General features: G+C 44.0%; 10 protein-coding genes and 2 tRNA genes. 10 read left to right on the top strand and 2 right to left on the bottom strand.

All coding sequences use genetic code 11. From position 1 onward, the window contains the following. Nucleotides 1-15 precede the first annotated feature (15 nt). Both nqrM and sthA read left to right on the top strand, forming a co-directional pair. Nucleotides 16-249, top strand: a complete 234-nt coding sequence (gene nqrM, locus ACPUEK_RS14425) for a (Na+)-NQR maturation NqrM (protein WP_067098715.1) — start codon at nt 16-18, stop codon at nt 247-249. 18 nt (nt 250-267) lie between these two features. After that, nucleotides 268-1,662, top strand: coding sequence for a Si-specific NAD(P)(+) transhydrogenase (sthA, locus tag ACPUEK_RS14420; protein WP_067220161.1), 1,395 nt, complete (start codon nt 268-270; stop codon nt 1,660-1,662). Between the two features lie 89 nt (nt 1,663-1,751). Here sthA and ACPUEK_RS14415 read toward each other — a convergent pair whose 3' ends face one another. Both ACPUEK_RS14415 and ACPUEK_RS14410 read right to left on the bottom strand, forming a co-directional pair. Then, nucleotides 1,752-2,300: a hypoxanthine-guanine phosphoribosyltransferase gene (locus ACPUEK_RS14415; protein WP_425641164.1), complete on the bottom strand. Its 549-nt coding sequence runs from the start codon at nt 2,298-2,300 to the stop codon at nt 1,752-1,754. 36 nt (nt 2,301-2,336) lie between these two features. After that, nucleotides 2,337-3,188: a YihY family inner membrane protein gene (locus ACPUEK_RS14410; protein WP_425641163.1), complete on the bottom strand. Its 852-nt coding sequence runs from the start codon at nt 3,186-3,188 to the stop codon at nt 2,337-2,339. A 346-nt stretch (nt 3,189-3,534) separates the two neighbouring features. Between ACPUEK_RS14410 and ACPUEK_RS14405 the strand changes: the two genes are divergently transcribed. The 8 genes from ACPUEK_RS14405 to ACPUEK_RS14370 all read left to right on the top strand — a co-directional run bounded on the left by ACPUEK_RS14405 (nt 3,535) and on the right by ACPUEK_RS14370 (nt 12,024). Then, nucleotides 3,535-3,611, top strand: a tRNA-Arg gene (locus ACPUEK_RS14405). Between the two features lie 111 nt (nt 3,612-3,722). Then, a complete protein-coding gene (gene tig, locus ACPUEK_RS14400; protein WP_425641162.1) occupies nt 3,723-5,063 on the top strand; it encodes a trigger factor in 1,341 nt (446 codons plus the stop codon). Between the two features lie 71 nt (nt 5,064-5,134). Next, nucleotides 5,135-5,767, top strand: coding sequence for an ATP-dependent Clp endopeptidase proteolytic subunit ClpP (gene clpP / locus ACPUEK_RS14395; protein WP_067098728.1), 633 nt, complete (start codon nt 5,135-5,137; stop codon nt 5,765-5,767). A 15-nt stretch (nt 5,768-5,782) separates the two neighbouring features. After that, on the top strand, nt 5,783-7,066 hold the full coding sequence (gene clpX, locus ACPUEK_RS14390) for an ATP-dependent Clp protease ATP-binding subunit ClpX (RefSeq protein WP_067220174.1): 1,284 nt from the start codon (nt 5,783-5,785) through the stop codon (nt 7,064-7,066). A 180-nt stretch (nt 7,067-7,246) separates the two neighbouring features. Beyond that, complete coding sequence (lon, locus tag ACPUEK_RS14385) at nt 7,247-9,640, top strand: endopeptidase La (protein WP_067038719.1); 2,394 nt, start codon at nt 7,247-7,249, stop codon at nt 9,638-9,640. 120 nt (nt 9,641-9,760) lie between these two features. Beyond that, a complete protein-coding gene (locus ACPUEK_RS14380; protein WP_067038717.1) occupies nt 9,761-10,033 on the top strand; it encodes an HU family DNA-binding protein in 273 nt (90 codons plus the stop codon). A gap of 7 nt (nt 10,034-10,040) precedes the next feature. After that, a tRNA-Asp gene (locus ACPUEK_RS14375) sits at nt 10,041-10,117 on the top strand. A gap of 77 nt (nt 10,118-10,194) precedes the next feature. Then, nucleotides 10,195-12,024: a SurA N-terminal domain-containing protein gene (locus ACPUEK_RS14370; protein WP_425641161.1), complete on the top strand. Its 1,830-nt coding sequence runs from the start codon at nt 10,195-10,197 to the stop codon at nt 12,022-12,024. Nucleotides 12,025-12,075 lie beyond the last annotated feature (51 nt).

Genomic DNA, 12,075 nt, shown 5'->3' with positions numbered 1-12,075 from the left:
AATTAAGAGGTAGATATGACAACAATTGTATTAGCATTTGTATTAATGATTGCTTTGGTAGTTGCCATGGCAGTAGGTGTTCTGATGGGGCGTAAGCCAATTTCCGGGTCATGTGGCGGTATGAGTGCCTTGAACATGGAAGTGGCTTGTGATATTTGCGGTGGCGATAAAGGAAAGTGCGAGAAGGAAACAAAAAAAGCACGTGCTGCTGAAGTCTCTGACGAACAGTTTTATGACGCAACGAAATAGATGAGGTAATAAAATCTTATGACGACTAGACACTATGATGTCGTGGTACTTGGTACCGGTCCTGCTGGGGAGGGAGCTGCAATGAATGCAGCTAAAGCAGGCAAACGAGTTGCAGTCATCGAAGCTAGTCCGCGAGTGGGTGGTAGCTGTACGCACTTAGGCACAATACCTTCTAAAGCGCTCCGCCATGCGGTAAAAGAAATTATTGCATTCAATACAAACCCCATGTTCCGTGATATTGGTGAGCCACGTTGGTTCTCTTTTCCTAAGGTATTGGATCGCGCTAATCGTGTTATTGATAAGCAGGTATTAGGTCGTACGGAATACTATGCTCGTAACCGAATTGATGTGTATTTTGGTCGTGGCCGTTTTAAAGATGCCAATACGATTGAAGTGAATACTTATGAAAAAGGTCCAGAAGAATTAGTGGCTGAAAAAGTGGTGATTGCAACGGGCTCTCGCCCTTATCGCCCAGCCAATATCGACTTCACTAATCCTCGTATTTATTGCTCTGACAGCATTTTGACACTTAGTCATACTCCGCGATCATTAATCATTTATGGCGCAGGGGTAATTGGTTGTGAATACGCCTCTATTTTCTGTGGTTTAGGTGTCAGAGTTGAGCTGATTAACCCAGGCAAAAAGTTGCTTAGTTTCCTAGATGATGAAATTACCGATGCACTGAGCTATCACTTACGTGATGGCGGTATCTTAATTCGTCATAATGAGACTTATGAGTCGATTGAGGCTTCAGAGCGTGAAGTGGTCGTCAATATGTCTTCAGGCAAAAAGCTGCGTGCTGATGCGATGTTGTTCTGTAATGGTCGTTCGGGCAATACAGAAAGCTTAGGGTTGGATAATATTGGCCTTGAGACAAACTCACGTGGTCAACTAGCGGTCAATGATACCTATCAAACAGCAGTAGAAAACGTTTATGCTGCAGGTGATGTAATTGGTTGGCCAAGTCTTGCCAGTGCAGCCTATGATCAAGGTCGTTCTGTCGCGGCTAATATGCTGGGCTTAGAGGGTGGTCACTATATTTCTGAGGTGCCAACAGGGATTTATACGATTCCTGAGATTTCGTCTGTCGGCAAAACAGAGGCAGAATTGACGGCTGAAAAAGTACCTTACGAAGTAGGTCGTGCATTCTTTAAGAATACCGCTCGAGCGCAAATTACGGGTGAAGCGGTAGGGATGCTGAAGATCTTATTCCATCGTGAAACGCTGGAGATCCTAGGTATCCATTGTTTTGGCGACCAAGCGTCAGAGATTGTGCATATCGGCCAGGCGATTATGAAACAGCCGGGCGAATTGAATACGTTGAAATATTTCTTGAATACAACGTTTAACTATCCAACTATGGCTGAAGCATATCGAGTTGCGGCTTTGAATGGCATCAACCGAGTTTTCTAAGTGTATTGTGTTTGATCAAAAAAAGGCGCTGCGGCGCCTTTTTTATTGTCTGTCTCGCAGGGTGATTGGTGCGAGAAGGCGGTTAGGTCCTACTTGCCTTTTACGGCGTAAATACCTTGAAGGTTGCGGAAGTAGCCTTGGTAGTCCATACCATAGCCGAATAGGAAGCGGTCTTCGACATCTAGGCCGATGTAGTCTGGACGCATTTCTACTTTGCGATCATGCAGTTTGTTTACCACCGTTGCAGAGTAAACATTTTTGGCACCGTTAGCTTCAAACCATTGGATGATTGCTTCGACAGTGTGGCCTTGATCAAAAATATCATCCACGATTAAAACGTCTCGTCCTTTGAACTCTGTTTGAGGGTACCGTGTCCAATTTAAGTCGCTTCCTGTTGTCTCGAGGCCATAGCGACTAGCGTGAACATAATCAAGTTCGAGAGGGAATTGTAAGCGCTGTAGCAAAGCGGCTGTTGGAAGTAGGCCGCCATTCATGACACAAATAACGAGCGGCATCTTTTCGGCTAAATCGCCCGAGATTTGCTCAGCCATTTTATCAAGAGCTTCGTTAAGTTGTGCTTCGTTAATAAGGCAATCAGCCTCACTAAGGATCGAGTTTAGTTCATCAATAGTATGCATAGGTTTGTTTGGGTCGTTGTATACAAATTTGACCGATCATTCTAACTTATCGTGCTCTTTAAGGCGATCCAATTTGTGGAGTGTTGCATTTAAACTGACGGTGAGCAAAATAATTAACCAGCTGGCTTGTAACCATATTAAGAAGGTTGGCAATGCTGCAAAAGCGCCATAGACAATTTGGTAGCTGGCAAAAAATTGTGCGAAATTGGCGAAGATTGAATTAAGAGTGGCAATGGCGATGCCCCCTATGAGTGCAGCAATCGCAGTGGGTTTCAGCCTAACTTCAGCATTAGGTGTCAAAAAATTGATAGTAAATAGCAGCAAAAAATACACAAGATAACTGCTTAATTCAAAAATACTCTCTAAGAATGTCGGCATATAGTCACCGCTAATTTGGTATGACAGTAGGGTGCCATATAAACTCATCACCACCGCCAACATGATAGGGCCGAGAGTAAGAATAGCCCAATACGTGAGCAGTCTTTCGCGAATGTTACGCTTATTTTTGATTTGCCAGATAGCTTGTACCGAACCTTCAAAGCTATTTAATAGTAATAGTGCCGTGAGGATAAGTGTTGCAATGCCTGCAGCAGGGAGGTTTTTTGTTTGCTCTGAAAAAGTCAAAAGGTAAGGGATGACGGTACTACTACTGCCTGGCGCAAGATGTGATTCTACGTAAGCCACTAAAGAGTCTTGCATGGCAACCATAGCGGGCGTTAGTCGTAAAATCCCGAATACAATGGTAATGATTGGAACGGCCGCTAAAAGCGTTGCTAAAGTTAAATGTGCCGCCCGAAGCGATACTTGATGCCTTAACGCTCTCGTCCATACCAAGCGAATAAGCTGAAATAATTGTGTGGCAATATTTTTTACTGCTTTGACCTGCATGCCGAGATCCCTATGTCTTCAGTCTTATTATTCTAACGATAAAAGTGGTAAGTCGCTATTGTGTAAGTATTGTGGGAAGTGCACATATATAGTGCAAGGTGTCTTTTTGTGTTCCATTTTGGTTGCAAAGGGATAGGCACGAGACTAATATCGCTCTTGTTCCTTTTGTGATATTTGTACTGTTGAGTTACCAAGGTAAGAAACTTCATTGTATTCTATGTTCCTTGGTTGCAAGAAGTCATATATTATTTTTAGCCCAGCTTTGCTGGGCTTTTTTATGTCTTTCAGTTGACGATTTATATTCCTTCCCTATAATAGCGCGTCACTATTTAGTGTTGTAGAAAATGCGCCTGTAGCTCAGCTGGATAGAGCATCCCCCTTCTAAGGGGATGGTCGGGGGTTCGAATCCCTCCAGGCGTACCACTAGATCACTGTAATTCACAATTTTTGGTCTTGTTGACTGAGCTTTAAAGTAAGTCGTGATTTGATCGCGACGGCGTCAACAAATAAAGCACGTTCCCAAGAGGAAGTTTTATGCAAGTTTCTGTAGAGACAACGTCTCCAATTGAACGCGTTCTTACTATTAGCGTTCCTGCTGCACGTATTGATGAAAAAGTTAACGCTGAAGTAGCTAAAACAGCTAAAACAGTTCGAATTGATGGTTTCCGTAAGGGCAAAGTGCCAGTAAGCGTTGTTAAAAAACGCTACGGTCAAAGTATCCGTATGGAAACTCTTGAGCAAGTTATGCGTGATGCATACGTTGAGGCAATCCAAGCTGAGTCAATCAATCCAGCTGGCATGCCTGCAATCGAGCCTAAGAAAATCGAAGAAGGCTCTGATCTAGAATTCGTAGCAAAAGTTGAAGTTTACCCAACAGTTGAACTTGCAGATGTATCTAGCATCGAAGTGACTCGCGTTGTTTCTGATGTTACAGAAGCTGATGTTGACACTATGCTTGAAACATTGCGTAAGCAAAATGCTGAATGGACTGCAGTTGATCGCGAAGCGAAAGACGGCGACCAAGTGAAAATCGACTTTGTTGGTTTCCTAGGTGAAGAAGCATTCGAAGGTGGTGCAGCAGAAGGTCATCAGATTGTTCTTGGCTCTAACTCAATGATTCCTGGCTTCGAAGAAGGCATTGTTGGTATGAAAGCGGGAGAAGAGCGTACAATCTCTGTTACTTTCCCTGAAGAGTATCAAGCTGAGCATCTAGCAGGCAAAGAAGCAACATTTAAAATCACTGCACACGAAGTTGCTGAGCAAGTGCTTCCTGAACTAAACGATGAGTTTGCGACGAAATTCGGTCTTGAAAACTCTGATTTAGCGGGTCTACGTGCGGAAGTACAAAAAAACATGGAGCGTGAGCTAAGCCAAGCAGTTAAAGGTAAGCTTAAGAACTCTTTGTTTGATCAGCTTGTTGCATTGAACCCAATCGAAGTTCCTTCTTCTTTGGTTGATCAAGAAGTTGATGGTCTTCGCCAACAAGCAGCTCGTCAGTTTGGTAACATGGAGGGCTTTGATCCTTCACAACTTCCAGCTGAGTTGTTCTCTGAAGAAGCAACTAAGCGCGCGAAGTTGGGCCTTTTGATCTCTGAAGTGATCCAAAAGAACGAACTGACAGTAGAAGATGATCGTGTACGTGCTTTCTTGGAAGATATGGCGCAAGCCTACCAAGAGCCGCAGCAAGTGGTTGAATTCTACCTAAACAACAAAGAGCAACTAGCACAAGTGCAATCTGCTGTACTTGAGGAGCAAGTTGTTGATAAACTGCTAGAAAGCGCGAAAATTACTGAAGTAACTCTAAGTTACGAAGACGCTATTAAGCCAGAAGCTCAAGCTGCAGAAGCAGAAGCAGAAGAGTCTGAAGAAGCATAAGCTTAGCTTATAATTCTCATGGGCCGGTATAGCGTAAGCTATACCGGCTTTTTCGTTTTAAGGAATAGGATATGAATTTAATGACCCCTACAACTGGCCCTGTCGCGATTACAAGTAATGGCCTAGTCCCAATGGTTATTGAGCAAACAGCTCGAGGTGAACGATCTTTTGATATTTATTCTCGTCTACTGAAAGAGCGTGTCATCTTTTTGGTGGGTCAAGTCGAAGATCACATGGCAAATTTAGTGGTTGCCCAGTTATTGTTTTTAGAGTCAGAAAATCCTGATAAAGATATTCACCTTTACATTAACTCTCCGGGTGGATCTGTAACAGCTGGTATGTCAATTTATGATACTATGCAATTTATCAAGCCTGATGTAAGCACTATGTGTATTGGTCAAGCTGCGAGTATGGGGGCACTTTTGCTAACTGCCGGTGCAGAAGGTAAGCGTTACTGTCTACCAAACTCTCGTGTCATGATTCACCAGCCACTTGGCGGATACCAAGGTCAGGCTTCTGATATCGAAATTCACACTCGCGAAATTTTAGGCATTAAGCATCGTTTAAACGAAATCATTGCGCATCACACGGGTAAGCCGATTGAAACTGTGGCGCAAGATACAGACCGTGATAATTTTATGAGCCCACAAGCGGCTAAAGATTACGGTTTAATTGACGATATCCTAGAAAAACGCGAAGCATAATAAGGGTGGACTTTAATGTCTGATGATAAATATAGCCGCGGCGACCATTCTGATCGGTTGTTGTACTGCTCTTTCTGTGGAAAGAGTCAGGATGAGGTTAAAAAACTAATTGCCGGCCCTTCGGTGTATATCTGTAATGAATGTGTTGATTTATGCAATAACATCATTACTCAAGAACTGTTGCAAGGTGATGGTGAGTCTGAAGAAAAAGACGAATTGCCGACGCCTGCGAAACTGGCTGCATCGTTAGATGATTATGTGATCGGGCAAGAGCGCGCTAAAAAAGTGTTAGCGGTAGCCGTATATAATCATTACAAGCGTTTGCGCCATCAAGGTTTAGCAAACAAAGATATAGAGCTAGGTAAGAGTAATATCTTGCTGATTGGTCCGACCGGTAGTGGTAAAACCCTGTTAGCTCAGACGCTTGCTCGTGTTTTGGATGTACCTTTCACAATTGCTGATGCGACCACATTAACAGAAGCAGGTTATGTGGGTGAAGATGTTGAAAACATCATTCAGAAGCTTCTGCAAAACTGTGATTACGATGTCGATAAAGCGCAGCGTGGCATTGTCTACATCGACGAAATTGATAAAATTTCTCGTAAGTCTGACAATCCGTCTATTACACGTGATGTATCAGGTGAGGGTGTTCAACAGGCATTGTTGAAGTTGATTGAAGGTACAGTTGCTTCGGTCCCGCCGCAAGGTGGCCGTAAGCATCCACAGCAAGAGTTTGTTCAAGTTGATACCTCAAATATTCTGTTTATTTGTGGTGGTGCTTTTGCTGGCCTTGAGCGTGTCATCAGTGATCGTACTGAAAAGAGTAGTATTGGCTTTAAAGCGACGGTGAAGAGTAAAGAGAAAGATCGCTCTTTCTCCGAAGCCGTGCACCAAGTAGAAACAGAAGATCTAGTGAAGTTTGGTCTGATTCCTGAGTTTGTTGGTCGCTTGCCTGTCGTAGCAACGCTTTCTGAACTTGATGAAGAGGCGCTTATGACGATCTTGAGTCAACCTAAGAATGCTTTGACAAAACAATATCAACACCTATTTGAGTTGGAAGGTGTTGAGCTTGAGTTTACCGATGAGTCATTGCGTGAAGCCGCCCATTTGGCGTTGGAGCGTAAAACGGGTGCTCGAGGTCTACGAAGCATTCTTGAGTCATCATTGCTTGAGTGTATGTACGAGCTTCCTAATCGTACTGACGTTGCTAAAGTCGTTATGGATGGCTCGTCTATCCGTGGTGATTCAGCGCCATTAATGGTGCTTGAAAGTGAGTTGAAAGACGCCTCAAATGGTTAATTTCTAAACAAATTTCGCTTGCGACCAGTGGTCGTAAGCGAAATATTGCTTTATTCCCCTCTTTTTCTTCTATTTCCTCTCTGAACGCTTGCATTTTTACCTGGTTGACCTTATCTCTAAATCATCGAAGTTAAGTCACTCATCAGCGTTGCGTATGCTGATGTCCAGTTGGAAGTAATTATGTCTGAGTCTGATTCTAAAAATTTGCCTATGTTGCCGCTACGCGATGTTGTCGTGTATCCGCATATGGTTTTGCCGTTATTTGTCGGTCGAAAAAAGTCTATTGCTGCGCTTGAGTCTGCAATGGATGGTGACAAGATGGTGTTTCTTGTTGCACAGCAAGATGCCTCCAAAGATGACCCAAAACAGGAAGATCTGTACACCATTGGTACGGTAGCGAAAGTTATCCAGTTACTGCGCTTGCCAGATGGAACCGTTAAGGTTCTGGTGGAGGGGCAGTATCGTGCTGAGCTTCAAGCACTGGAAGATGGCGCTGAATGGGTTATGGCTACGATTGAGCAACTTGCTGAAGCGGAAGATGATGAGTCTGAGTATCCTGCCATTCGAAATGCATTGATTAAACAGCTTGATGAGTATGTTGCCGGTAGCAAACGTATTCCAAGTGAGGTGGTTACCTCTCTTAAGTCTATTGATGATCTATCCAAACTGATTGATTCCATTGCTGGCCATATGAGCCTAAAGCTTGAAGATAAGCAGCATGCTCTTCAGTTAAGCTCATTGGTGGAGCGTGGCGAGCATTTGATGGGCTTGATGGATGGTGAGCTAGATATCGCCCATCTAGAGAAGAACATCCGCAGTCGCGTTAAGAAGCAAATGGAAAAAAGTCAGCGCGAATACTATTTGAATGAGCAAATGAAGGCTATTCAGAAAGAATTAGGTGACATGGACGAGGGCAGCAACGAGCTTGACCTGCTTCAAGAAAAGATCACCGAAGCAAAAATGTCAGCTGAGGCAACAGAAAAGGCAGAGGCTGAGCTTAAGAAACTGAAAATGATGTCACCTATGTCGGCCGAAGCTACCGTGGTGCGAGGCTACATTGACTGGTTGGTTTCGTTGCCATGGTCTAAACGCTCAAAAGTCCGCAACGACCTAGCGTATGCTGAAAAAGTGCTGAACGAAGATCACTTTGGCTTGCAGGATGTGAAAGACCGTATCTTAGAATTCTTGGCGGTTCAGCAGCGCGTTAAGAAGGTAAAAGGCCCTGTGTTGTGTCTGGTAGGGCCTCCAGGTGTTGGTAAGACATCTCTTGGTCAATCGATTGCCCGTGCCGTTAATCGTAAGTATGTTCGTATGGCGTTAGGTGGTGTACGTGATGAATCTGAGATTCGTGGTCACCGTCGTACTTACATCGGCTCTATGCCAGGTAAATTAGTTCAGAAGTTGGCTAAAGTGAAAGTCAAAAACCCGCTGTTCTTGCTGGATGAAATTGACAAGATGGGTATGGACCAACGGGGTGATCCTGCTTCTGCGTTACTTGAGGTGCTTGATCCAGAGCAAAATCATACATTTAGCGATCATTATCTAGAAGTCGATTACGATCTGTCAGATGTTATGTTTATTTGTACATCGAATAGCATGAATATTCCTGGTCCATTAATGGATCGTATGGAAATCATCCGTATTCCTGGTTACACCGAAGATGAAAAACTTAATATAGCGAAACGTTACTTATTGCCTAAGCAAGTTAAGTTAAGCGGTTTGAAAGACACTGAAATCGAGGTTTCTGATGAGGCTCTGATGGATGTGATTCGTTATTACACCAAAGAAGCAGGTGTGCGTGGTCTTGAGCGTGAGCTAAGCAAGGTATGCCGACGGGTTGTTAAAGAACAAACGTTGAAGAAAAGTAATGATGCGGTCAGTGTTACTTCAGAGAGCCTTGAAGAGTACTGTGGCGTGCATAAATTTAGCTACGGCAAGGCGGAGGAAAATAACCAAATCGGTCAAGTGACCGGATTGGCTTGGACTTCTGTAGGTGGCGAGCTGTTGACCATCGAAGCGGCGGGTGTGCCGGGTAAAGGTCGCCATGTTAAGACCGGTTCTCTTGGTGATGTCATGCAGGAATCGATTCAAGCTGCTTTAACGGTAGTTCGCAGTCGAGCATCGGGATTGGGTATCGCAGAAGACTTCCATGAAAAAGTAGATTTGCATTTGCACGTACCGGAAGGAGCAACGCCTAAGGATGGTCCTAGTGCCGGTATTGCTATGTGTACTGCGATAGTATCAGTCTTGGCGAAAGTGCCTGTGAAGGCTTCTGTGGCCATGACAGGCGAGATTACGTTGCGTGGTGAAGTATTGCCAATTGGTGGGCTCAAAGAAAAGCTGCTTGCGGCACATCGTGGTGGTATTAAAACAGTGCTAATTCCGCAGGAAAACACGCGTGACCTAAAAGAAATTCCGGACAATATCAAAGCGGATCTGGAAATTGTGCCAGTGAAATGGATTGATGAGGTCTTAGATGTAGCATTAGAGTACGTTCCTTCACCAAAAAGTGAAGAAACTGTGTCAGCAAAGGAAAAAACTGTTGATGAACAAGAATCTGTGAGTCATCATTAGGCCAAACCCTGTGTTGACAGGGCCTAAGATAGGCTTGTATAAAGGCTCATCTGCATCGACCGTTACGTTTGGTCGAATTAAAAATACCAAGGAACCACGAGAATACTGAAGGGGTAGAACGTGAATAAATCAGAATTGATTGATGCTATTGCCACGTCCGCAGACTTATCTAAAGCTGCTGCAAGTAATGCACTAGATGCAACTTTGACTGCAATCGAAGAAGCACTAGCAAAAGGCGACCAAGTAACTTTAGTTGGTTTTGGTACTTTCTCAGTAAAAGAGCGTGCGGCGCGTACAGGTCGTAACCCTCAAACTGGTGAAGAAATCCAAATCAGCGCTGCTAAGGTTCCTAGCTTCAAAGCCGGTAAAGGCCTTAAAGACGCAGTGAACTAATGAACATGGAGCGGTAGTTCAGTTGGTTAGAATACCTGCCTGTCACGCAGGGGGTCGCGGGTTCGAGTCCCGTCCGTTCCGCCATTAGAGCAAAGAGGTGTGTTCCCAGCGGAATACACCTTTTTTGTTTTACAGATTACAGTTTTTGAGGTGGAGGCAACATGCTCCAAGATATAAGAGACAAGTCACAAGGTGTTATCGTTAAGGTCATTATTGGTGTTGTGATTGTGACGTTTGCTCTATTTGGTGTTGAAGCATTAGTACAAAGCTTTACATCAACCGACACAGTTGCTGAAGTAGATGGCAAAGAAATTACTCGTAGTGAGCTATTACGGGCTTCTGAGACTCAGCGCCGTCAGCTTATTTCTATGATGGGTGGTCAAATTGATCCTGCTATGCTGGAAGAAAATGCATTGCAACGTCGTGCATTGGATGAGTTGATTCAGCGTGCTGTTTTGATGAATCAGGCGGAAAGCTTAAATTTAGGTGTGTCGGACGCGCAAGTAGATGCTTACCTAGTTCAAGCTGAGCAGTTTCAAACAGATGGCGTATTTGATCAGAGCAAGTACTTGAACTTTATTCGGTCTTTGGGTTTTACGCCTTTAGCGTTTAAAGAGCGTATTAAGCAAGACGTACTGATTCAGCAAACCCGTAACGCATTGGCTGGTTCGGAATTTATTTTGCCTAGTCAAGTTGAGTCGATTGTTGAGTTGCAAAATCAAAAGCGTAGTTATGATTTCATTCGATATTCGTTGGCTCAAAAGACTGAACAAGTCAATGTCACAGATGAAGAATTGCAAGCTTACTACGATGAAAACAGCGCTAGTTTTGTGTCGCCTGAGCAAGTGAAATTGGATTATGTTGTGGTTTCCGCTGCTGACTTGCAGAGTCAAGTAGAAGTGACGGATGCTGAATTGAAAGATGCTTATGACGCACGTGTTGCAAACTTCCAAGGCGAAGAGCGTGAAGCGTCTCATATCTTAATAGACACATCTTCTCGTTCAGACGAGGAGGCGCAAGCACGTCTTGCGGAAGTTCAAGATAAGCTGGCAAATGGTGAATCATTTTCTCAATTAGCGTCAGAATATTCCGATGACCTTGGCTCAAAAGATAATGGCGGTGACTTGGGTTATGTAAGTCGCGGCATCATGGTGGGGCCGTTTGAAGATAAGTTGTTTGCAATGGAGGCGGGTCAAGTGGATTCTGTGGAAACAGAATTCGGTTATCACCTTATTCAATTAAATGAAATCAGTGAAACATCTGCGCCATCACTTGATGATATGCGTGATGAACTAATGTCTGATTTGGTGGCTCAAAAGGCCAAAGACAAACTGTTGGAAGAGCATGAAACGATCACTGATTTAGCGTATGCCAGTGATGACCTTTCTGCTATATCAAGTGAATACGGTGTGGCTATTTTGACAACGGATTATTTTGGTCGTGATGGTGGTAATGATGAAATTACGTCGTCTTCATCTGTTATTTCAGCGGCTTACAGCCCAACGGTGTTAGAAGATGGTCACAACAGTGATTTGATCGAGTTGAGTGATGAAGAGGTTGTCGTTGTTCATGTAAATGATCATAAAGCCGCTGCTCAACAAACGTTCGATGAGGCGAAAGATGTGATTGCTTCGATTGTGGTTCAGCAAAAAGCAGTTGAGGCGTTGCAAGCTACCGCGAACGCGGCGTTAGTGTCTGGCGAAGGTGATTGGACAACGGTGAATAACGCTGAACGTGGTCAAGATGAAGTGGCTGCATTAGCATTTGGGTTGCCACATCCTGCTGAGGGTGAAAGTTCAGTAGGTGTTGAGTCCGCAGGAAATGGTGATTTGGTCGCGATTCGTTTAACTGAAGTCATTCAAGGTGACGGCAGTGTGGAAGCATCTCAAAAAGAGATTTATGAGAACTATTTATCACAAACGCTGACCAATATGACGATGCGTGCGCAACAAGAATCTTTGCAGAATGCAGCGGAGATTGTACGTAACTAAGTATTAGTTCATATGAAAAACCACGCCTTGGCGTGGTTTTTTTGTTTTTGC

It is taken from the genome of Marinomonas gallaica (assembly GCF_049821165.1).
GTDB classification, from domain to species: Bacteria; Pseudomonadota; Gammaproteobacteria; order Pseudomonadales; family Marinomonadaceae; genus Marinomonas; species Marinomonas gallaica.
Note: the sequence above shows the minus strand (reverse complement) of the source record. Positions and strands in the feature narration are given on the sequence as shown.

Bases quoted from the DNA above. Each gene is read 5' to 3' on its own strand.
- nqrM (WP_067098715.1), top strand. From the start codon at position 16: ATGACAACAATTGTATTAGCATTTGTATTAATGATTGCTTTGGTAGTT.
- sthA (WP_067220161.1), top strand. From the start codon at position 268: ATGACGACTAGACACTATGATGTCGTGGTACTTGGTACCGGTCCTGCT.
- ACPUEK_RS14415 (WP_425641164.1), bottom strand. From the start codon at position 2,300: ATGCATACTATTGATGAACTAAACTCGATCCTTAGTGAGGCTGATTGC.
- ACPUEK_RS14410 (WP_425641163.1), bottom strand. From the start codon at position 3,188: ATGCAGGTCAAAGCAGTAAAAAATATTGCCACACAATTATTTCAGCTT.
- tig (WP_425641162.1), top strand. From the start codon at position 3,723: ATGCAAGTTTCTGTAGAGACAACGTCTCCAATTGAACGCGTTCTTACT.
- clpP (WP_067098728.1), top strand. From the start codon at position 5,135: ATGAATTTAATGACCCCTACAACTGGCCCTGTCGCGATTACAAGTAAT.
- clpX (WP_067220174.1), top strand. From the start codon at position 5,783: ATGTCTGATGATAAATATAGCCGCGGCGACCATTCTGATCGGTTGTTG.
- lon (WP_067038719.1), top strand. From the start codon at position 7,247: ATGTCTGAGTCTGATTCTAAAAATTTGCCTATGTTGCCGCTACGCGAT.
- ACPUEK_RS14370 (WP_425641161.1), top strand. From the start codon at position 10,195: ATGCTCCAAGATATAAGAGACAAGTCACAAGGTGTTATCGTTAAGGTC.